At 44.4% G+C, this 23,398-nt stretch carries 14 protein-coding genes; 4 read left to right on the forward strand and 10 right to left on the reverse strand.

From position 1 onward, the window contains the following. Positions 1–46: 46 nt before the first annotated feature. The 5 genes from topA to ileS form a co-directional block, all read right to left on the reverse strand. Positions 47–2,431 carry a type I DNA topoisomerase gene (gene topA / locus A3CY_RS0111745; RefSeq protein WP_018338119.1) on the reverse strand — a complete coding sequence of 795 codons (2,385 nt, stop codon included), beginning with the start codon at positions 2,429–2,431 and terminating at the stop codon, positions 47–49. A 194-nt stretch (positions 2,432–2,625) separates the two neighbouring features. Next, positions 2,626–4,659, reverse strand: a complete 2,034-nt coding sequence (locus A3CY_RS22100; protein WP_155828287.1) for a thioredoxin family protein — start codon at positions 4,657–4,659, stop codon at positions 2,626–2,628. 158 nt (positions 4,660–4,817) lie between these two features. Further along, positions 4,818–5,429, reverse strand: coding sequence for a lipoprotein signal peptidase (locus A3CY_RS0111755; RefSeq protein ID WP_018338121.1), 612 nt, complete (start codon positions 5,427–5,429; stop codon positions 4,818–4,820). Positions 5,430–5,473: 44 nt separating this feature from the next. Continuing rightward, positions 5,474–5,854 (reverse strand): TraR/DksA family transcriptional regulator, encoded by a 381-nt coding sequence (locus tag A3CY_RS0111760; protein WP_018338122.1) that lies wholly within the window; start codon positions 5,852–5,854, stop codon positions 5,474–5,476. A gap of 95 nt (positions 5,855–5,949) precedes the next feature. Further along, positions 5,950–9,378, reverse strand: a complete 3,429-nt coding sequence (gene ileS, locus A3CY_RS0111765) for an isoleucine--tRNA ligase (RefSeq protein ID WP_018338123.1) — start codon at positions 9,376–9,378, stop codon at positions 5,950–5,952. A gap of 570 nt (positions 9,379–9,948) precedes the next feature. Here ileS and A3CY_RS0111770 point away from each other — a divergent pair. Then, entirely contained in the window at positions 9,949–13,377 is a 3,429-nt protein-coding gene (locus A3CY_RS0111770) for a golvesin C-terminal-like domain-containing protein (RefSeq protein ID WP_018338124.1), read from the forward strand. Positions 13,378–13,432: 55 nt separating this feature from the next. Beyond that, a complete protein-coding gene (locus A3CY_RS0111775; protein ID WP_018338125.1) occupies positions 13,433–13,909 on the forward strand; it encodes a hypothetical protein in 477 nt (158 codons plus the stop codon). A 108-nt stretch (positions 13,910–14,017) separates the two neighbouring features. Here the strand turns inward: A3CY_RS0111775 and A3CY_RS0111780 are convergent, their stop codons facing one another. Further along, entirely contained in the window at positions 14,018–15,400 is a 1,383-nt protein-coding gene (locus A3CY_RS0111780) for a BACON domain-containing protein (protein WP_026207593.1), read from the reverse strand. A gap of 686 nt (positions 15,401–16,086) precedes the next feature. Here A3CY_RS0111780 and A3CY_RS0111790 point away from each other — a divergent pair. Beyond that, entirely contained in the window at positions 16,087–16,476 is a 390-nt protein-coding gene (locus A3CY_RS0111790; protein ID WP_018338128.1) for a hypothetical protein, read from the forward strand. Positions 16,477–16,529: 53 nt separating this feature from the next. On the opposite strand, the gene A3CY_RS0111795 is transcribed toward A3CY_RS0111790, so the two are convergent. The 4 genes from A3CY_RS0111795 to A3CY_RS0111810 form a co-directional block, all read right to left on the reverse strand. Next, a complete protein-coding gene (locus A3CY_RS0111795; protein WP_018338129.1) occupies positions 16,530–18,248 on the reverse strand; it encodes a hypothetical protein in 1,719 nt (572 codons plus the stop codon). An 11-nt stretch (positions 18,249–18,259) separates the two neighbouring features. Next, positions 18,260–18,988 carry a glycosyltransferase family 2 protein gene (locus A3CY_RS0111800; protein WP_018338130.1) on the reverse strand — a complete coding sequence of 243 codons (729 nt, stop codon included), beginning with the start codon at positions 18,986–18,988 and terminating at the stop codon, positions 18,260–18,262. A gap of 13 nt (positions 18,989–19,001) precedes the next feature. Continuing rightward, the gene (locus A3CY_RS0111805) at positions 19,002–20,267 is read right to left on the reverse strand and encodes an aspartate kinase (protein ID WP_018338131.1); all 1,266 of its coding nucleotides are present in this window, start codon (positions 20,265–20,267) and stop codon (positions 19,002–19,004) included. 85 nt (positions 20,268–20,352) lie between these two features. Beyond that, positions 20,353–21,234, reverse strand: a complete 882-nt coding sequence (locus tag A3CY_RS0111810; protein ID WP_026207594.1) for an Rpn family recombination-promoting nuclease/putative transposase — start codon at positions 21,232–21,234, stop codon at positions 20,353–20,355. A 368-nt stretch (positions 21,235–21,602) separates the two neighbouring features. Between A3CY_RS0111810 and A3CY_RS0111815 the strand changes: the two genes are divergently transcribed. Then, complete coding sequence (locus A3CY_RS0111815) at positions 21,603–23,321, forward strand: fimbrillin family protein (RefSeq protein WP_018338133.1); 1,719 nt, start codon at positions 21,603–21,605, stop codon at positions 23,319–23,321. Positions 23,322–23,398 lie beyond the last annotated feature (77 nt).

Raw genomic sequence — 23,398 nt, forward strand, 5'->3', positions numbered from 1 at the left:
GGATTGGTTTTATGCAAATAAATTTTATTCCCTTCCATATATTGCCTTACTCACTTTTTTTATTCTGCTTCTTTGTTGTCGTTTTTTTAGTTTTTTCTGTCGTTTTTGCCGCAGTCTTTTTGGTCGTTTTCTTGGCTGTTTTCTTTTTAGAGTCGTTACCTTTCTCTATGATAGCCATAGTTTCCTCGTAAGTCAAAGCGGCAGCCTCCTGTCCTTTCGGGATTTTATAGTTTTCTTTGTTAAAAGAAATATAAGGTCCAAAACGTCCGTTAAGGATTTGGGCTCCATTCTCGAATTCTTTGATTTTCCGGTTTTTCTCGATCTCCCGTTTTTCGTTAATGCGTTCGATAGCGGTTTCCAAAGTGATCGTACCCGGTTCGTCAACTCCTTTTTTCAAGGAAACGAAAAGTTGGTTGTGCTTGATGTACGGACCGAAACGCCCGATGCCCACGCTAACGGGTTTGTCCTCGAATTCTCCCAGCAGGCGGGGGAATTTGAATAGTTCCAAAGCTTCTTCCAGCGTGATGGTTTCCATCAGTTGTCCCTTGAGCAACCCGGCATACCGGACGTTTTCGCCTTCGCCGATTTGTGCCATAGGTCCGAAGCGTCCTATGCGGACACTGACTTTTTCACCTGTCTGAGGTTCGATCCCAAGTTCACGTTCACCTCTATTACGTTCGGATTCTTTCAGGGTTTTCTCCACGTTCGTGTGGAAAGGTTCGTAAAAGGTCCCGATCATGGATTGCCATTCTACTTCTCCTTCCGCGATGTGGTCGAGGGCATCCTCGGCGTTAGCGGTGAAGTTGTAGTCCATGATGTTATTGAAATGTTGGGATAAAAAGTCGGTAACGACCATCCCGATGTCCGAGGGGAAAAGTTTTTTCTTCTCGGCCCCGAAGGTCTTCTTGATTTTTTTTATCTTGATATTTTGTCCTTTCAAATCGATCTGATCCAAATCCCGCTCGACCCCGTCCCTGCTTTCCCGGAGGATATATCCCCTGTTCTGGATGGTGGTGATGGTGGGAGCGTAAGTCGAAGGACGCCCGATACCCAGGTTTTCCATTTTCTTCACGAGGCTCGCTTCCGTGTAGCGGGGAGGATGTGACGTGTATTGTTCTTGTGCCTGGATGAGCGAACGTTGCAGTTGGTCGCCTTTGCGGATGGCGGGCAACAAGGCAGCTTCGTCGTCGTCTTTCTCGTCGTCAAACGATTCCATGTATACTTTCAGGAACCCGTCAAAGATGATCACTTCTCCCTCGGCTTCAAACGTGTATTTCTCCCCGGAAATGGTGATCGTTACGGTTGTCTTTTCCAGTTCTGCATCTGCCATTTGGGAAGCTAACGTCCGTTTGCGGATCAGGGCATAAAGCTGTTGTTCGTTGCGGTCGCCTTCAATGGTTTCTTTGTCCATGTAGGTCGGGCGAATTGCCTCGTGGGCTTCTTGCGCACCTTTGGTTTTGGTCGCGTAGTTTCTCGGCTTGGAGTATTTTTCCCCGAGCGTGTTGCAGATAACTGCTTTCGCTGCCCCGATAGCCAGTTGCGACAAGTTCACGGAGTCCGTTCTCATGTAAGTGATCGATCCCTGTTCGTAGAGCTTTTGCGCTACTGCCATGGTTTGGGATACCGAGAAGCCCAGTTTTCGGGATGCTTCCTGTTGTAACGTGGAGGTTGTGAAAGGCGGTGCCGGTTTGCGGCTAGCCGGTTTCGTTTCCACGTCGTTCACCGTGAAGGATGCGTCTTTACAAGCTTCAAGGAATGCGAGTGTTTCTTCCTGCGAGGAGAAACGTTCGGATAATTCCGCTTTTAAAGGTACGGTGTTGCCGTTGGCATCTTGCGTTTCAAACGAGCCGATGACTTTATAATACTTTTGTTCCACGAAGTGGTTGATCTCCCTTTCTCTCTCCACGATGAGTCTTACTGCCACGGACTGAACCCGTCCGGCGGAGAGGGATGGTTTCACCTTTTTCCAAAGTACCGGGGAAACCTCGAACCCGACCAATCGGTCGAGCACCCGGCGAGCCTGTTGGGCATCTACCAGATTTTTGTCAATATCCCGCGGGTTGTTGATGGCGTGCAGGATGGCATCTTTGGTGATCTCGTGGAAAACGATTCGTTTCGTGTTTTCTTTTTTCAGTCCCAGCACCTCAAACAAGTGCCAGGCGATAGCTTCTCCCTCGCGGTCCTCATCGGAAGCCAACCACACGGTTTTCGCTTCCTTGGCAAGTTGTTTCAACTCTTTTACAACCGCTTTTTTGTCAGGAGATATTTCGTATTTGGGTTGGAAATTATGCTCTATATCTATCCCTAAGTCTTTTTTTTCAAGATCCCGGATATGCCCGAAACTGGACTTAACAACATAATCTTTTCCTAAAAAACGTTCAATAGTCTTGGCTTTAGCCGGTGACTCGACAATTACTAAATTTTCAATCATACACGATTCTCTTTTACTTTTCGCTTCATCCTGAAGCAGAGTTATCGCTTTTTCAAGCAGTTCGTCCTAAAATTAGGGTGCAAACTTACGTAAAACAATTGAAAATGAAAAACGGTTGACAATTATAAATGAAAAAGAAGGCGTGAAAACGCCCTCTTTTTCATGGTGATATATTGATATAAATTGTTTTTGGATTATTCTTGAAGATATTTGTCCGCGATTTTTTTCCAGCGGGCCTTTTGAGCATCGGTGCCACCCCGGTCGGTTAATTGCACCAAGTAATAGTTTAACAAACGTTTGTCAGCTTTTACTTTTGGCATCTCTCTCTCGCAGGTTGCCAGAAAACGGTCTACATTGCCCTCCTTTACCGCTCTGCCGATGGCAACAAGCCCGAGTAATGATTTCTCGTTGCTTAGTTTCAAGCTTTTCACTTCTTTGGTGATCTCGTCAAATCGGGAGGCATTGATAGTCTGCCCTTTGGTGGCGAGGATTTCCATGAGTTGTTTTTGTAAGTCTTGGCTTAGCCGCTGGTCAACGGTCTCTTGCCCTTGTGCTTTATTGAATTTGTCCCGGTTGGTTAACAAGTATTTTTCAGTTTCCGAACCTTTGGGGCTAAATTCTTTTTTTTCAAAGAGAAACCAGTAGTCGGGAGATATTTTTTCTTCGTCACTTAGCGTGTTGAACAATTCATTCGCGATCTCTTTTGCGGAAGGATCATAAAGGACCAGTAACGTTTGGGCGTATGAAGCTAGGAACGCTTTGTCCCGGTTACCTTCTTTGTATTTGGCGATCGATACGCCGAGGGCTTTCGTGTTGTCGAATGATTCTTCTACTCGCTTGATAAATTGTTCTTCTTCACCGCCACCCACGATTTTATGGCGGATATTGCCGTCAGGTGTCATGATAACGAATGTCGGGTATGCCCGGACTCCGAACCTCTTTCCTAATTCCGGACCTTCCCCTTTTTCCATGTCATATTTCACGCAAATGAAGTTCTTGTTCAAGAAATCGCCGATTTTTTCTTTCACGAATACTTTCTTTGCCATGTACTGGCAGGGACCACACCAGCTGGTGTAACAGTCTATGAAGATATTTTTTCTTTGCTGTTTCGCTTTCGCTAAGGCTTGTTCAAAAGTCAAGTCTTGGAAATACACGCCCGTGTGTGCGGCAATCTTCAATTCTTCAAAAGTACGTTCTAGGTATTCTTTTTCTCTTTCGGAAGTGGCGTTTGCGATGAATTTATCTCCTAAAGCAGCCATACGTCCCAATTGTTCTTTTGTCGCTTTGGATTTGACTGCGTGAAGAGCAGAAGTTATTGATAAAATGTCGTCGTTTGTATTTTCTTGAGAAACTAAGGACATGACTTTCTCCGCATTCCCGTTCAAAGTTGCTTCGATCAGTTCTACTTTGTTGGTTAGCCGATCTTGTTTTTCCAATCCGAGGTTGGGTAGTTCTTGGCGGATTTGGGTCAATTGGGCAAGAGGTTCTTTTGCTCCCCGGCGCATACAATTATCGATGGTTCTGTTATAATTATTATATAGGTATGCGTCCACTTTTTCTTTACCGACATTTTTTCTGAAACGGACAACGTTATCCACGACAAATTTGAAGTTAGCGGAACCGTAGCCGTCATTCTCGATGATCGACCAGTATTCTTTCTGCAATTTGTCCTTGTCTTTTAAAACTGCATCCAGTTCTTCGGTTACTTTTGCACTTTTCTCCTTCTCGTAAGCATCAAGTAAGGCAATCTGGTAAGCTATCAATTGTTTCTTACTCATTTTCCCTTTCTCGTGTAGTTTGTCCAAGTAACCCAAAGAAGTTTTTTCATTCAATCCTTTCTCGACACGGGAAATGAAATCTTCCACTTCTCCGCCGCCGACAATCTTGTGCTGTACGCTTCCGTCCGGGCGAATAATAAGGAAAGTCGGGTAGGCTTTAACCTCGAATCTTTTTGCCAATGCCGGTCCTTCGCCTTTTTCCATGTCAAATTTCACGCATATAAATTTCGGGTTAAAATATTCGCCGGCTTTTTCTTGCGTGAAAACTTTTTCACTCATGTATTTACAAGGTCCGCACCAGCTGGTGTAACCATCCATGAATATAAGTTTGTTTTCTGCTTTGGCTTTTACCAAGGCTTCGTCAAACGTGAGATGTTCGAAATTTACTCCCTGTCCGAAAATCGTCAAGTTAAGTATTAATAAAGTAATAACTGAGATAAGGCTTTTCATAAATGCAAATTAAATTATTGGTAATTTGTAACGCAAGTTAGGAAAGAATGTGGAATGCAAGTATCGTTGAGAATTACATTAACTTATTTTTAAAACAAGAGGGGCTTTTAGCCCCTCTTGTTTGTTTCGTTATAACATTTCTTTAAGACTTGAAACGCCTATTTTTTAGTTGCGAAAAACTTGCGGTGGAAAAGCAATAACATAAGTACGCCTACCGTGATATAAGAGTCAGCCAGATTAAATACTGGGCGGAAGAATACGAAAAATTTGTTTCCCCAGAAGGGAATCCAATCCGGCAGGAATCCCTCGTAAAGCGGGAAATAAAGCATATCGACCACTTTCCCGTGCAGGAATGACGAGTAGCCTCCTCCTTGGGGGAATAGTGTTGCGACTTGGGAATAGCTGTCATTGAATATCATCCCGTAGAACATACTGTCGATGATGTTCCCGACGGCACCGCAGAAGATGAGCCCGAAAGAGAGAATCACTCCGGTCGGGGCTTTCTGCTTGATCAAGTGTCTTAGGTACCAGGCAATGCCGACAACGGCAACCAGCCGGAATACGCTCAAAACGGTTTTACCCCATTTGCCGCCCCCGAGTTCCATCCCGAAAGCCATTCCGTTATTCTCGATAAAGTGGATTTTGAACCAATCCCCGAAGACACTGAATTCATCCCCGATCATCATGTGCGTCTTGATCCAGATCTTCACTACCTGGTCGATAACTAGAAGGGCGATGATAAAAATAATTAGCTTTTTCCCCGTGCTCATTCTTGTAATATATTAAAATAGCGGCTCTTAATCGCTTGTGGCGATTAAGAGTCTTGTCCCATTTTCGCGTCCATGCTCAACGTGGCGTGGGGCACGGCGCGTAATCTTTCTTTTGAAATCAATTTCCCGGTTACCCGGCAAATCCCGTATGTTTTATTTTCGATTCTAACTAATGCGGCTTCCAAGTGGGCGATGAATTTTGCTTGCCTTTGGGCTAAACGTCCAGCTTCCTCTTTCGAGAGAACGGATGCACCCTCTTCCAAAACTTTGAAGGTTGGGGATGTATCGGCAATGTCATTTCCGTCACTTCCAGAGATTGAAGCTTTCAATACTTCATAGTCCCTTTTCGCCTTTTCGAGTTTTTCAAGAATCAATTCTTTGAACTCCTGCAACTCTTCATCCGAATATCTTGTCTTCTCTGACATAGTTGTAAAGTTTTTGTCTAAGTTAATAAAAAAATCCGTATTGCAACATCCTTGTCGCTAAAATATCCACTTTTACTTGTTAAAGCCCTAGGAAGTTACATTCTTTGGATTTTTATGAAAGTGTGAATATCGTCGATTTCGATGAGCTGTACATCTTCGTCGGCTTTATCTACCAACGTAACGTTCTCTGCCAGAACCTGGCTGGCAATGTATTCCTTGAAGTTCTCCACGGCATCGTTGATGTCTTTGTGTTTGCCGATTTGAAGGTCAATTTTGTCCGTCACGTTAAAATTACTCTCTTTTCTTAAATTTTGAATCCGGTTGATCAGTTCTCTGGCGATACCTTCCTCGCGCAATTCTTTCGTGATGTTGATATCCAGAGCCACGGTGAGGCGACCCTCGTTTGCCACTAGCCATCCCGGGATATCCTCAGAAAGGATTTCCACGTCGTTTAATGTCAATTCCAGATTTTCCGTACCTACCTGCAAGGAATAAGTTCCTTGTTTTTCAAAATTATAGATGTCGCTCTGGTCCATTTCTGCCACGAGAGCGGATATTTGTTTCATGTACTTACCGTATTTCGGACCTAAGGTCTTGAAGTTCGGTTTGATCTTCTTGATTAATATTCCGGCGGTATCGGTAATGTATTCGATCTCTTTCACGTTTACCTCCGAGAGAATGATGCTCTTCACTGCATCCAGCTGGGCGGTCATCTCCTCGTTCAGAATCGGGATCAACAGTTTGCATAGCGGTTGGCGTACTCGGATTTGTACTTTCCGCCTTAACCCGAGAACCATGGAGGATATTTGTTGAGCCATATCCATCCGTTCTTCCAGTTGCTTGTCGATCATGGTGTCGTTAGCCACGGGGAAGTCCACGAGGTGAACGCTTGTCGTGTAGCGTCCGGTGACGTTGTTCAAATCCCGGAACAGGCGGTCCATGTAGAACGGGGCGATCGGTGACGACAAGATAGACACGGTTTCCAGGCAGGTATATAGAGTCTGGTATGCCGATAATTTATCAGCGGTCTGCTCTCCACCCCAGTAACGTTTCCGGGAAAGGCGCACGTACCAGTTCGACAGGTTCTCGATCACGAAATTCTGTATAGCCCGTCCGGCTCTGGTCGGTTCGTAACTTTCGTAAGCCTCGGTCACTTCCTTGATCAAGCTGTTGAGCAAAGAAAGTATCCAGCGGTCGATTTCCGGTCTTTCGTTGAACGGAACTTCCGCTTCGGCGTAGGTGAAGTTATCGATGTTGGCGTACAAGGCAAAGAAGCTGTACGTGTTGTATAAAGTCCCGAAGAATTTGCGTTTCACTTCTTCCACCCCGGCGATGTCGAATTTCAGGTTATCCCACGGTTGTGAGTTGGTAATCATGTACCAGCGCAAGGGATCGGAACCTTGTTTCTCGATCGTGTCGAAAGGATCGACCGCGTTGCCCAAGCGTTTCGACATCTTGTTGCCTTTGGCATCCAGTACCAACCCGTTGGAGATGATGTTTTTGAACGCCACGGAATCGAACACCATAGTGGCGATAGCGTGAAGCGTGAAGAACCATCCGCGGGTCTGGTCAACGCCCTCGGCAATAAAGTCAGCAGGGAATTTTATATGATTGTCAATCAATTCTTTGTTCTCGAACGGGTAGTGCACTTGCGCGTAAGGCATGGCTCCCGAGTCGAACCAAACGTCAATCAGGTCTTTCTCGCGGTACATCGGCTGTCCCGTGGCGGATACCAGTATGATATCATCCACGTAAGGACGGTGCAAATCGATCTTGTCGTAATTCTCTTTCGAGTAATCACCTATCTTGAAGTCCTTGAACGGGCTTTCTTTCATGACTCCCGCTTGGATTGCTTTCTCGATTTCTTCCGCTAGTTCCTTTACCGAACCGATACATTTTTTCTCGGTTCCGTCCTCGCTGACCCATATCGGGAGCGGGGTTCCCCAGTAACGGGAACGGGAAAGATTCCAGTCCACGAGGTTTTCAAGCCATTTGCCGAAGCGTCCTTCACCCGTGCTCGCGGGTTTCCAATTAATCGTTTTGTTCAACTCTATCATCCGGTCGCGTACAGCCGTGGTCTTGATAAACCAAGAATCCAGCGGGTAATACAATACCGGTTTGTCGGTACGCCAGCAATGCGGGTAGTTGTGCTCGTGTTTCTCAACTTTGAACGCTTTATTTTCCCGTTTCAACAGGATACTTAAATCGATATCCAGAGTCGGGTCATCATCCGATAACTCCGGGTCGTATGCATTCTTCACGAAACGTCCGGCGAATTCCGCGTACAGTTCGATGTCCACGTTGTTTTTCAAGAAATCGGCGTCGATCTCGCTCGGCAGGAACAAACGTCCCTGTTTGTCAACCATCGGTTGTTTGTTGCCTTCCTTGTCGATCAACATCAGGGGGGCGATACCCGCCACTTTAGCCACCCGGTCGTCGTCCGCACCGAATGTCGGGGCGATATGCACGATCCCGGTTCCGTCTTCCGTGCTCACGTAGTCACCCAAGATCACGCGGAAAGCGTCACCCATCGGTTTCATCCACGGCAGTAATTGCTCGTAGCGCATACCTTCCAAGTCTGTTCCCTTGTATTCGGCAACCACTTCGTAAGGGATCAATTTATCGCCTTCTTTGTAATCGCCCAGCGCGATGTCTTCGGCTTTCTTGTTAAAGTAAGCACTGAAACGGTCTTTCGCCATGATAACGGTTACCGGGCGGAAAGTATAAGGATTGTAAGTTTTAACTTCTAAATACGTGATGGTTGGTCCCACAGCCAACGCCGTGTTGGACGGCAATGTCCACGGGGTCGTCGTCCAAGCCGTGAAATATACCTCGTTGCCGTGGGCGAACAGTTTTTCCGACTTCTCGTCCCGGATTACTTTAAATTGAGCCACGCACGTCGTGTCTTTCACGTCCCGGTAACATCCCGGTTGATTCAACTCGTGTGTACTCAAACCAGTTCCCGCCGCCGGGGAATAGGGTTGTATCGTGTATCCCTTGTAAAGGAATCCTTTCTCGTATAATTGTTTCAACAAGTACCACAGGGTTTCTATATACCGGTTGTCATAGGTGATATATGGGTCTTCCATGTTCACCCAATAGCCCATCTTGTCGGTCAAGTCCTCCCATTCGCGGGTGAACTTCATCACGTCCGCACGGCATTCTTTGTTATAGTCGGCTACCGATATGGTTTTCCCGATATTTTCTTTCGTGATGCCGAGTTTCTTTTCCACTCCCAATTCAACCGGAAGCCCGTGAGTATCCCATCCGGCTTTCCGTTCAACGAGAAATCCTTGTAAAGTTTTGTATCTGCAAATAATATCTTTAATCGTCCGTGCCATTACGTGGTGAATACCCGGCATACCGTTTGCCGAAGGGGGACCTTCGAAAAAGACAAACGAGGGATGCCCCTCTCTAATTTTCAAGCTCTCCTCGAATGTGTGTTGAGCTTTCCACTCTTTCAGGACGTCTTTGTTTACCTGAGAGAGATCCAAACCTTTGTACTCTTGGAATTTTTTGTCCATCGTGACTCCTAACTTTTAAGATATTATTATTGCACGTTTAAAAAATCAAGTTGCAAATATACCATTTTATTTAGAAAGTAGAAATAGTGATGGGAATAGGGGGGCTTTTTTTATGGTTCACATGATGTTTTGTTGTAATGGCCTGGAATACAATAATAAATCCGGTATTACTTAGGTATTAATTCCGGATGACTTCCGTCATAAACGCTATAGGAACGCTATATGAATCCTATACGAACGCTATTATAAATAGCGTTCGTATAGGGTATTAAAAGGATTATTATAATTTTTTATTCTCTATTAAACCGGAAGTACTACGGAATTGATAACGAATTTGTACGTGTATGGGGTTAGTCTTCCCTCTTAGTCGGGTTGTTTATGCTAGTTTATAGATTTATTCGCCAATAATGCTTATTAGACAGCCCCTATGTTCCAGGGGGTGCAACGAAAGTATTGCCAGTATAAATAGGGATTACATGGCACAAATAATTTGTAATAAATAATATTATTTTGTTTTTTGTATCTTGTAATTGATATTTTTTGTAAATTTAGCACAAAAATATATGCATTATGGACTACTTTACCTTTTTCATGATCGCTCGTTACGAGCTTAAGCTTTTATGGCGAAGCTGGTTGTTTTATATTCTACTATTTCTTTCCTTATCATGGAATATTTTGATACAACTGTTACTTCAAGCCGATATCGTCATCCCGGAATGGTACGCGGTGGCCCTGCCCTCCTCGTTACCCTTCTTGAACGCCTACTTGTTCAATATCACTCAATCGTTCATGGTGATATTCATCGTGACAGAGTGGTTCCGGCAGGAAAAGACCTTGAACACGCGAGAATCCACGCGTGTGCGGCCATTCGGGAACACCGCGTACATCCTGGGGAAAAGCCTGGGGATATGGGGCGCACTCACGATAGCGAATCTCCTGTCCGTCCTGGCGGGACTTTATATCAACCTGTTCGCGTCGTCGTCTCCCGTGGACGTGGCGGCTTACATCTTTTACTGGCTCACGTTAACTTTTCCATCTCTGGTTTTCATGTTAGGTTTATCGGTTTTCATGGCGCGATGGCTCAAAAATCAAATATTCTCCCTTCTCTTGTTATTAATTGGCACGGGTTTTATCGTGTTTTTTAAACCACCATATTTATTGGATTACCTGGCAAGGGATATTCCCAACATGTTCTCAGAATTCACCGGGCATGTTTACCTCCTTCCTTATCTGGCGCACCGTGTTATCTACCTCTTGTCCGGGATGGGGCTACTTGTCGCGTCGATATCACTATATCCCAGGATACCCAACACGGTATACAAGTACCGCCCGTTACGAACTGGGGGTTACATGGTTCTCGCCGGGATAATCCTGGCTACCGGGTATTATCTCTACCAGCAGCGAGATGATCAATTCCGGAGAAAACTGGTCAACATCACTCGATGCTTTCAAAGAACCCCGAAAACCTGGTTAACCACCCAAGATATCACGTTAAAACAAACCGGGAACAAGCTGGAAGCGCACGCGAGGTTCACCGTTAAAAATTACCACGAGACAACGTTGGACTCCGTTATCCTGTACTTGAACCCCGGTCTGGAAGTGGGCTATATTCGAGATCACGCCGGCACGTTGCCTTACACGAGAGAGGAACAAGTCATCACGTTAACTCGTTCCTTGCTCCCGGGGGATTCGCTGACCCTTGACATGGCGTACAGGGGAAAGATAGACGAACGCGCGTGTTACCTGGACATCCCGGGGCAAACGTATAACGATAACACCTGGGAAGCCGGCATGTTCTGTTTCGGGAAAAGGCACGCTTTCGTGGGGGAAGAGATTACCTTGCTGCTCCCCGAGTGCCTGTGGTATCCCGTCACGGAACCACCCGTGGTGCCGTCGCGGCCTACCTTCACCCGCCAGAATTTTACCCGTTTTAGCTTGAACGTGATCGGTTCCGGGGACCGACAGGTGATCTCGCAAGGGAAGGTTTCCAGGAAAGGCGACACGACTCGCTTCGAGAATAAAGAGTACCTGGCCGGGATTAGCCTTTGTAGCGGGAAGTACACGAGAGACACGCTCGCGCTAGACTCGCTTCTCCTGGAAGTTTACTTTTACAAGGGAAGAGATATTTTTACCGGCGTGTTCTCTCACCTCACCCGCGACGATCTTTCACGAATCGTGAAAGGGATGAAAGGGGAGATCGAGGAACTTACCGGCATCCCGTATCCCGGCAAGAAACTCGCGCTCGTGGAGGTGCCCGTGTCATTCACCTCTTATTACAGGCAGTGGCAAGGGAGAAGTGACCACGTGCAGCCGGAAATGGTGTTCCTCCCGGAAAGGGGGACTACCATGCCGGAATTCACGTCATTTTTTGAAAGAAATGCTGTCCAAGGAAGGAAGTGGTATCAAAAACGTGGAAAAGTTCTCACTTCGCCTTTAAAGCTAGAAACCTGGCAGCTGGAAGATTTTATTCGCCGGTTGTTCATGAGGGAGATTTTCGAGCCCCGGGAACTCTCTCCCTGGAAAGTTGCCACGAGGGGGAAGAAAGTCTCCGGTGGAAGAAGTAAAATAAACATGGGCGATGATGTTCTTGAGGAGGAGTCAAAATCTGTTATTCCTAACAAGTACAAGTTGCACTCCCTTTTTTCCACGAGCAAGACGAACGTGTTCTCCGGCGAGTACCCCGTGGCGTCATCGTTATTCAACGCCCTTAATGATTTGCCTGTAACAGACATGAACTATTATTACAGATATGCAAGAGGACGAGAATCTCTATACACGGGAGAATTGCATGCGCTCGATTACCTTGACGGGCACAGCCTTCAAGACGCGATCGAGAATGACACGCTCTCGGCCGTGTTGATGGATAATATCCTTAAAGTTAAATTTTTGCACTTGAGAGACTGGATCTTGGCACGAACGTCGTTCGATAAATTCCGCCATTTCACGCGAGGCTTCTCTGGGCGGCACGAGTATGCGCCGGTGTCGCTCGAGAGATTCACGGGAGAGTTAAAAGATTCCCTTGGCGTTGATTGCGCGCCATACCTCGCGTCCTGGTATTCCGGCAGGGCGATTGGTCACGTTATCGCGCAGGACCTGGGTGCCGACAAGGTTGAAACCGGGGATTATTCCGGGTACAGGGCCCGAGGAAAGTTTTATAACCCGAGCGACACGGAGGCGCTGGTGACTTTTAGCACTAGAGGCGGTGGGCGTTACAGTCACACGTTTGTCATCCCTCCCGGGGAAGCGATAGAAATCAGGAAACTTCAACCCGGAAAGCCCAGGTGCATATACGTGTATTTCCACGTCTCGAGAAATAGACCGATGTATAGCCTCGAGCAACTATACGAACCGGAGATTGAAAAGATGATCACGCAAAGCGACTTGCCATCCGATATTGAAACCACCGTGAATGATTCCACCTCTGGCTTATTCAAGCTGTCCCCGGGTGAGTTCCGTCCCGCGCCTGATGAAATTATTGTTGACAATGAAGACAAGAATTTCAGGCTGATTCAACCTGAAAAGGACAAGTTAGCCGCGTACCATGCCCAGAAAAACAGGAACAAAGACAAGTACGGTGATGATATGTCGTTCTTCCTCTCTCCCTACTATTGGACACTAAGGCATAACCCGAGGATGCATGGGGATTACATCCGGGGAGCCTATTATAAAGAAAGGGGAAACGGGCGATTCGGGGCGGAGTGGACGGTAACTATACCCAAGTCAGGAAACTATGAAGTGTTCGTGTACAATGCTAGTACACAAGCCGCACATAGAGGACAACCTATACCGTATCAATATTTCACGGTTTACTATCAAGGTGGAAAAAAGAAAGTAGCATTTCCACTAAAAAAAGGTTGGGACTGGGTTTCTATCGGTACTTACCCTTTCACGAGAGGGGGAAAGTTTAAGGTTACCCTTGATGATAGAGGAAGCGAGCACGCGCAGGTGATTTTTGCGGATGCGATCAAGTGGGTACGTGTCGAGAATGACCTGGAATAGAGATAACAACAATTCATGAATATCTTGATTACTTAACTACAAAAAAACAAAATCTATGAAAAAATTATTATTACTAGTGCTTGTCTGCTTCACGGGAATCGTGGGGCGAAGCCAGACAGGAGGGGATCTCATTATTGGAAAACCCGTAACCTCAAAGGTCCCGTATACTTTAACTCTTCAGTTTGAGGTACCTGTTTCCATAACCATTGCTGATGCGAACGATGCCTCTTGTATTTATAACGAATCTACATCGGAGCGAACAAAATTCACTCTACTATTTTATATTACAGGATCATTTCAAATTAAGGTTGACTCTCCGCCTATAGGTTACCTTCCCCATGTTGTCCTTTGGTTTGTTGAGCCGTACATGTTTGGTAAAGTAGATAGTGAATTTATTCCGTTAAAGCAAGCATACGACGATTTTGCTTTCGCTCCTTTACCCATCCCGATACATCCTTTTGAAACTCCCGTTCAACTCGCTACCTTGCCTTGTAAAGAAGCAATCCCAAGCAAAATTTACAAGTTGTCGTGAGTTTCTTTGACAAGGAATGATTTTAAAAAGATAACTAACAGGTATTCATGAATTGAAGTTTGCTGTTAACAAGCATCTTTGTGTTGCTTGTTAACAGCAAAAAGTCGTTTAATACGTGATTTCCCAGGTCATCGTGTTTTGGTCATCTTTAATTTTTTTCTCGGAGCGGTTCTGAATTTCGTACTTGTAACCCATTTCAGGGCGTTCGGGATCCATCAATTTGTTGCCAACCACGATATCGTAATCTACTTGCATGGCCGTGAATGCTTCTGTTAATGTGATTTCAGTCAGGTAATTATCTTTGTCGAATTTGTAACTTAGCGGGCATTCCGGGTCCTCCGGGTATACCACGTATTTGTACGTCTTGTGAATAATTTCACTCGGAGTGGTATATGGGTAAATCGGGCTGGCGGAAATGTCGTATCCCGCTTCGTAAGGAATGATTTCCGGCAGGTATTTTCCCATGTGGCCTAATCGGCCTAAATGAAAGAGTGTGCTTGTTTCGTCGCTATCGTCCCAGCCAATATAGCCCATGATGTCAATTTGCCCGTTGTTGGGGTAGCGGTTGGGGTAGCATTTTGCCGGGTCTAAAACGAAAGTTTGGGAATCTTGGTGATCGTACTCGTCCGTGTATTCGAGTTTTGTCCAGTAGCCATCCTCGTAATAGAAATCATTTTTGCAATCTTCTTCAAGTCTGTCTTCTTGAGCCAAGTAGTTTTCCGGAGTGTATTTGTAGCGTGTGCATTCCACGTATTTTTTGTAATAATCGTCATAGTATTCTACGCTTTTCGCGTAGCCTTGTTCGTTGAGCCGGACCACGTACTCGTCATCACCCGAGCCATCGGGGTAATACGTGAGTTCTTTTATGGTGATCTCTCCAACAATATGGTAGTCCGCGGTTAATATTTCTGAAGTTTTTTCCCAGTTTTGGCTGTGCTTGGGGTATTTTGTTTCGATGCGAGCCACCCGTCCTTGTTCGTCATAGCTGAATGTTCTCGTGCAATTTTCGTAGTCTATGCTCTCTGAAGCGTCGCAGTAAAGTCTGGCGTTGCATTTCTCTTCGTAGGTGATTTGCTTGATTTTCTTTACTACTGTGCCGTCTTCTTTGGTGCCCTTTTGCTCCACGATAATCGTGATGACGGTTTCGCCGCTCCGGATGATGATTTTTGCTGTTCGACTGCTGCCCGTCAGGTTTTCTTGCAGCGTTAGGGTCAAGGTGTACTCCCCGGCTTCGCCGCTGTATTGGCTAAGGGTGAGCCAATCGACGTTGCTGCTCCCGGCACGTGAGGTGGTGGCATCTTCCACGGTTGCGGTCCACGAGGTGGTTGCCGTGAATTTGATGTCTTCGTTGTTGGTTTCGTCAGCGTAGATCGTTTGTTCTGTAGAGGTTCCATCCGCCAGGATAATGGAGTCGTCCTGGGTGTCATTCTCTTTTTCACAGGCGGCAAATGCTATGGCCGTCAAGCAAATCGTGAAGAATTTTAGTTTCATTTTTCCACTATTTGGGCTTCCCAGTCCCACGAAGGCCTTAAATTTCATTACACGTAGAAGCGTGGAACTGCAATGCCACATCTTTGAATGAAGGTCGTAGGAAACCGTTGTGTACAGATGTAATAATAGCAGCCCACGCTATAGCGTGAAACCACTATGCTATCCTCGTACACGGCTGAAAATTTCCTACGTTCTCATTCGCAAGGGATAAGCATAACGCTTCTTTTTTTCTAATATTTTTGGAAAGAGTTGCCTCCATCCAAATGCAAAAATACAAAAAAGATGCGTTACTTGCTTCTTTTGTTGTTTATTTGTGTCCAAAATTCATGGACAGTACAGTATCCGTGATCATGTTGTTTTCAAGTTATTTTCAAGTAACCTTTTTGTTTGTTTTTTTTGAATGAATTTTTTATCTTCGTCAAAATGAGAAAAAATGTGTTATGTAGGATAAAGATTTGAAGAATGCCGTGTTTTTGTTGATGACTGAAATCATTGTCGATTTAACTCGGAGTGTTTATCAAAAAGTGAATAGGGAATCTTAAAGATGAAAAATGTCGCGGTTTTGATTTCTCGTATGATTGTGATGAAGGGGCGTTGTATGGGGTAGCTAATAATACCGGGGTGTCATTGGTTAAGTTGAGATTGTAATTATTTTGAAAAAAGAATTGAATGGAAAATATGAAATTATGGAAAAGAAATCAAATTATTATTTGTTACTGTTTTCAGTGTTATTGTTGTTGTCATGTGCGCAAAAAGTAGTATATAAAAGTCCATTAAATGAACAATTAGTTCATTTAATGCCAGATAGTGTACTTACTACGGAACAAGTTGCATTAAAACGAAAGATAGGTGAGGTTATAGTCGATTTTGTTGTTGTGAAAAACAATAAATTTGTATTAACCCTGAATAAGAAGGAATTTGTAAAAAGAGGGATTCCATTAGAATATTATAGGCTTTTGAAAAGAAATATTAAAGAAAATAATGACTTTATTCAAAATGAGAATATGGAAAATGTGGAATTTTTATTTCATGAAACGCTAATTCACTTAAAAAAGATGTATGGCATCAATGATTAAATACTTTTTTTGAGGGTAGTTTTGCAACACCCATTTTGCCAAAAGTAAAAATTTTATTCCTCTCTCCCCGGGGAATTTATTGTTTCCGGGAAGAATTGGAAAATGAGTGTCGGGAGTTGTTTTTGCGTGTTTTGCCCGATTTGGATGAGCGGTTTGAAACGGTTGGGATATTTTTGCACCATGGGATAGACGGTGACGTACCCGTGCCGGAACCATCGGTCGATGATGACGTGTGAAACGTTCTTGTCCTCGAAATTCTTTAAAAGGTCTTCGGGAGTGGCGTATTGTGGGAAGCTTGTTGACTTCCTTCCTCCCGAGAACAGGTAGAATAAATCCGGTTTCCGGCAGGCAATGCGGGCGGTGTCCGGTAAATTTTTCTTACACCAATTGATAGCGTATATGTATTCCACGAAAGCGGCGTCTGCAATTTTTTCATTCCACACTTTGTACGTGGCAAAATTTTGTTGCGGTTTTAAAGCTTTGGCGTACTGCGGGAATAGGAAAAAGAGCACGATGAGGAGGGTTCCCCCGGCGGGAAGCCATTGTACCGTTTTCGATTGGGGTAGTTTTCTCGTGAGCAGGCGTAATGCTTCCTGGCATCCGTTCAGGCACAGGAAGATGAGCAAGGGGATGATGCCTATGAAGTAACGATGCCCGGCGTATTGTTCCGGCCAGACCATCAATACTGCCATCGTGATGCCGATATACAGGAAAAGAAGAAGTTTCAACTGAGGCAATGCGATTAAGCCCAAGAGTATGAGGATGACGATACACGTTCCTTTGACAAGGTCTTTAGTTGTAACTTTTTGGTCGAATGCGGGTTCATCGGAAATGACAGCCGTGGGAATCCATTTCCCGACGTAACCGGTTAGGTTATGCTGGATACGTTCCGTCCAGTCGGAGAAGGTTTCCATGGTTTGTCCTTTGGGTTTCTTTTTGAAGTCTTTGAGGTAATCGCTTTGGGTAACCCCGATACTTTTATTGCGCAGATCCCAGGCGGTTTTTGCCCCGGCAAAAGAGGCAACGATGATACATAAGGTGATCAAGTTGGTGATGAAGGTTCGTTTGTTGGCGTGAATGGTTTGAAGGTCGAGGTTTGCCCGCTTGCTTTTGAGCCACGCGAGAGCCTTCTGTCCGCAGGTAATCAGCATATAGAGTATGACCGCTAGAATGATGGAGGTCCCCATAGTACGTACAAAGTAGATGTAATTGAGCCCGATAACGATGCCTGTAAAATAGAGTATCTGGCGGCGGGAACGGTCTTTGCCGAAGAGGCGATTCGTGTTGAGCAGGCTGATCAAGTAAAGCACTCCCAGCGAGAGGAACGTGAACAACATTTCGCTCATCACGATGGTCGAGTAGCGTAAAAGGGCTTGCTGCATACAGCACAGGAGGCAGGTCAACAAGGCTAACAGGAGGTTGCCCGAGATTCTTTTGGCCAGGAAAAAAAGAAGCAGGATGGATAGCCCGAAAAGTACCCCATTGGCTATTTTCAATGCCGTGTAGGATTTGAAAAGGAAGAGGATGAAAGCCGTGAATAACGGATAGCCCGGGGGAAAATGGGAATGGGGGCTTTCCTCGAGGAACATGATATTCGTGTAGCCTTTCCCCGATGCAATGGCTTTGCCCAAGGCGTAGTAGTGCACGTTGTCGCCGTTGAGGTCCGGTTTGAAATCAAAAATGCTTATGTAGTTGACCACGAACGTGCAAATGATAATTGCCAGACAGAAATATATTAAAGTTTTAGGTTGTATATTTTTAAATATGCTCATGATGAAAATATTTATTCAAGTGAACGTTTATTTGCAAATCGTATTCTGACCAGTACCCAAATGGCGATAAGCCCGTCTTTCCAGTTGATTTTCTTGCCTTCCTCGATGCTGCGGGGATAGTAGCGGATGGGTAGTTCCGTGATCTTGTAACCCCGGCGACAGACTTTTGCCGTGATCTCGGGACAAAATTCAAACCCGGTGGATTGTAACGGGATTGACCGGAGCAGTTTGGTGTCGAACATCTTGTAACAAGTTGGCTCATCTGTCAAGTGTTGTCGGTAGAGTATATTAGTGACAAACGAGAGCAATCTGCCCCCGAAGTAGAAACTTTGGTAAGAGTGTTTGTTTGCCTTGTTCAGGAAGCGGGAGCCGTAGATGACTTTCCCGTCATGCTTTATCATCCATTCCAGCAACGGGTTATAATCTTCCGGGTCATACTCGAGGTCCGCATCTTGAATGATTGTCCAGTCGCCTGTGATCATTTGGATGCCAGCACGTATTGCCGCACCTTTTCCCTGGTTGTGGGGTTGTTTGTGATAGATGGCGTTGCAATCCGGGTAGGTGCGAGTGAAACGTTGTATTTCTTCTTCCGTGTTGTCTTTTGAACAGTCGTTGACGATAACGAGTTCTTTGCGGATACCGTGGACGAGGCGGGTATAGTATACTTTTTCGAGTAAGGTGAATATGGTATTTGCCTCGTTGTATGCGGGTATGATGATCGAAAGGGTTTGTTGTCTCATGTTCAAGGATGATTTAGTTTTTAGCGTGATTCCTCAACACGAATTGGGCGGTTGTCCGGCTACGTTGTTCAACGAGGGACGGGCGGTTGCCTATTATTTCTTGAATGGCGTCTTCCGTGTAATGGCGTATGGTTATTAATTTCACATCTTGATTATAACGAACTTCAAATTCTTCTTGCAGTTGTTGTAAAAAATCGTTGAAGACGGCTTGGTTGCAGTCGATGCAAAACGAGAAGCTGATAGCCGAGTTCTGCATCAAGTTCAGTTTCAATTTGTATTGTGCCAGAACGGCGAAGATGTGGCTTAATTTTTCTTCCGCGATGAAAGAGAAATCCCTAGGCGTGAGTGTTAGCAAGCATTGATTTTCTTTGTTGATATAGATGGGAGGTAATTTTAGTTGCTCGTCAATCTCCTCGATGATTGTTCCCTCGGATTCCGGGTGCAGGAAGGATTTCACGTACAGGGGAATTTGTTTGTTTTGTATGGGCTTTATGGTTTTGGGGTGAATGACTTTTGCCCCGAAGTGCGATAACTCGATGGCTTCTTTGTATGACATTTTACGAATCACCTGCGCTTTATCGTATTCTTTCGGGTCGGCGTTCATCACACCCGGCACGTCTTTCCAAATAGTGACGTTTTTCGCGTTCAAGAGGTTGGCTAGCAATGCCGCCGTGTAATCGGAACCCTCGCGCCCGAGCGTGGTGGTTTGATTAGTACGGGTTCCGGCGATGAATCCTTGCGTGACGTAGGTGGCTGTATTTTTAAAATTGAAAACCTCTTCGCACAATAGCCCGGAAAGTTCAAGGTCTATGTTGGCATTCCGGTAATTTTGGTCGGTTTTCAGGTATTTACGTATGTCGATGAATTGATTTCTGATCCCTTCCATTTGCAGGTAATCGGAAATGATTGTGGTCGAGAGTAATTCCCCGAAACAGATGATGCGGTCGTACTCGTAATCATAGCAGAGGGAGGATTCGCTGTTCAGGATATTTTCCAGAGAAGTGAATAATTCGTCCAAGTCTTTGTAAACCGGATCATTTAAAGGGAAAAGCGAGTTGACAATGTCCAGGTGGAAAGTTTTTAATTCTTCCAGGATAGTCTTTGCTTTGCTGTCCCGATGGAAATAGGCGTTGCATAATGTTTCCAGCAGATTGGTGGTTTTGCCCATGGCAGAGACGACCACGATAAGTCGTTCTCGTTGGCTATGAACAATTGAGGAAAGATTTTTTACCCCGGTTGCGTCTTTCACGGATGCTCCCCCGAACTTGAATACCTTCATGTAATTTCGTGTTTTTAAGATTACGAAACAAAGATAGAAAATTAAATTCAAATTAATACGGGATGCAGTTGATCGGTTTATTCCTTTATATTTTCTTTATTTCGTCGATAGGTAGGCCGGTACATTCTGCAATAAGTTCAAGGGAGAGCCCTTTTTCCAGTAATTTTCTGGCTGTTTCTTTTTTCTCTTGCTGTATGCCTTCCTTGATGCCTTCCTTGATGCCTTCGTCTCTGCCCTCTTCGTGGGCTGTCGTGAGAACATCCCATTGGATACGGATGTTGTCCATGTGGCGTTCGTAAGCCCGGCGTTCTTGTTCACTCATGTTTGCCACGTTCAATCGTTGCCTGGCTGCTTGTAATCCTTTTGCGGTTGTTTTTTCGTCAATGATCCCGGATTTTAGAAAACGCATCCATTCGTCAAGTGGAGTTTTGGCTTTATCGTTGAACTCGTTAACCCGAAGAACATAGTATTCAGGGAAAATGTCTCCGGCATTCTCCCGGACAAAGGTGTTGCGCTGTTTAGTGGACAGGCGTAGTGTGTCTCCCGTGTGCAAGCCTTTAAAGTTGGTAATGCCCCTGTATATATAGTCGTTACCTTGTCCCAAGTCGAAATAGACGATGTTGACAGAATATACTTTTCGTACTTCCGAGTAAAGATTCCCCTCGTGAATATATTCGGTAATGGCTTTTGATACGCCATATAGCATACGTTGGAAATAATATAGTTCACGGGTGTTTTGTACTTCGATAATGATCAATTCTTTTTTGTTATTTTCCGCTAAAACATCAACCCGGTTGAATTTATCTGATTCGTCTTCTTTATTGCCTTCGCTTTCCAAGATACGATGAATTTTAATGTCGTCTTGCAAGAGTTCGCTGAGGAATCCTTCCAAAACCACGAAATTTGCTTTATCTCTCAATAAGCGTTTCATTGCCCAGTCGAATCGGATAATATTATGTAGTGCCATGGCTTATAATGTTGATTGTAAATGCAAATGTACGAAAAAAAGTGATAGATGTGTCTGTGGATGTTTTTAGAAAAAAGTGTAGGTATGATTTTTTGTGGAGAAAGCTTTAAATTTTTGGTAATTTGGATTTTATTTTATAAATTTAGATGGCAATAAATGAACGTTTTTTCGGCGTTTGATTTGGCATGAAGTAAGGTGTGAAGTTTTAAGAATGGCGTTTGTGTAGAGTGTTTGTTTTCAGAAGATAAGGTGAAAGTAAAGATATTCAATGTGAACTCATTTTCTTCATGTTTAGAGCTATCAAAAAACGTTGGTTTAATGATACTTGAGCTAGAAGAATTACTAACTGATATTTAAAATGATCGCTTATGAGGACACTTGTTTTTATTTTGTTGGCAACTGTTTTGTTGAGTTGCACTCGAAATGTTTCGGAAGAAAATGTTGATGAGCAAAAAATTCGTTTTCGTTCTAATATTCAAAAGTTGAAGTCCGGCAATTTATCCAGGGTGGATGGATTTAACGAGGGGGATAAGGTGATCCTTTATATTGCCGAACGGGAAAATGCAGAAGAAGTGGAGGCACCGGCACCGGGGGATTATTGCGAAATGACGTATACAAATGATGGTTCTTTGGTCTTTAAGGAAGGAGGGGAACATAATTACCCTGATATGCCGATAGACGTGTACGGGTATTATTGGGCTGGACAGCATGCGGAACCGACCATTTTGTCCCAAATGGCTGTTCACGTGGAAATGGATCAAAGTGGCGGGATGGATGGTTCTGATTTTTTGTATGTTCGGGCGGTGAAGGGATTTGTGAAAAGTATAGGACCTATAACTTTGGAGTTCGAGCATTTGTTTTCCAAGATCGTGTTGAATATCACGACTGAAACACCTAGTACGATTGATTTGGAACGGTTGGGAAACGTGAAATTGCATAATGTTGTTACTGCCGGGACGCTTGACCTGGGAACGGGCGAGTTGGTTAGTGGTGATGTGAAAGACGAGGTCGTGATGCCAAATGCTGCAAATTCGGTTGCGATTGTTTTGCCGCAAGAAATCGAGGCTGGTAAGAAATTGTTTTCATTTCAGGTCGGGGATATAGAGGAGCCGTTTGAGGTGAACGTTTCTCCCAATAGTTTCGAGAATGGGAAAGAATACACGTATGATGTGAAAGTGAATAAATACCCGGGTATGGGACCTGTTGATATGCAATTTTCGTTGTCAGTGAAAGAATGGGAGACGGGGAATGTTAATGATGTGGTGATTGAAAAAGGTGAGGTGGTGGAAGTTATGTTGAGAGAGGTTGCCGAGGGGGTAAGTATTAGTAAAGCGGATCTTTATCTGTTCGTGGGAGACGTGAAGCGGGAATTGAAAAACATTGTGGTGGTTGATAATAAGATGAAGTTTGTTTTCCCTCGTTTAGTAGAAGGTGGAAGTTTGCAGTTGGAAAAAGCGATTTTTTACACGGATAACGAAGAGTCTTTTGAATATTATTTCGAGGATAAGGTGTTGCTGGGGAATAATTATGATCAAATTGCTTTACCCGCACCGAAGGTGGGGGATGCTTGGGCAGGGGGAACGGTATTTTTGGTGGGGAAAGTGACGGGATATGATGAAACAAGTAATGAATTTGAAACAAATATAGTCGGAATTAATGCTTATCGAGGAAGAATCGTAGCGAATAAGTCGATGGGAGAAATAGCATGGTGTGCAGCTTATAATGCTACGGGGATAAGTACTGTTATTGGTGCTATAAATACAGATGATGGAATGTTGAATATGGTTGCATTAAAAGATTATATTGCAACTAAGGACGAAGTAATTGACCTTTATCCTGCTTTTAACGAATGTGCAGGTTTGGGTGAAGGATGGTATTATCCAGCTATAAATGAAATAAAATACATAGTGGAGCATAGAGAAAGATTGAATGTGAATATTGAAAAAGAGAAAGGGAATTTGATAGAGAATATCATGTATGGAAGTTCAACAGAAGTAAAAGATAATAGAGGAACAGAACATTATTGTACAGGTAATAATAAACTGAAAGAATTGAAAGTTGAAGTCCGTGCCGTTCGAGCTTATTGATAAAGCTTTTCGGAATTTCGACACGCAAACCTTTTAAATTACAGATTATAAGTCTATATTTGCAAAAAATTAAAACA

Origin of the sequence: Butyricimonas synergistica DSM 23225 (assembly GCF_000379665.1) — a bacterium.
Classification (GTDB): domain Bacteria; phylum Bacteroidota; class Bacteroidia; order Bacteroidales; family Marinifilaceae; genus Butyricimonas; species Butyricimonas synergistica.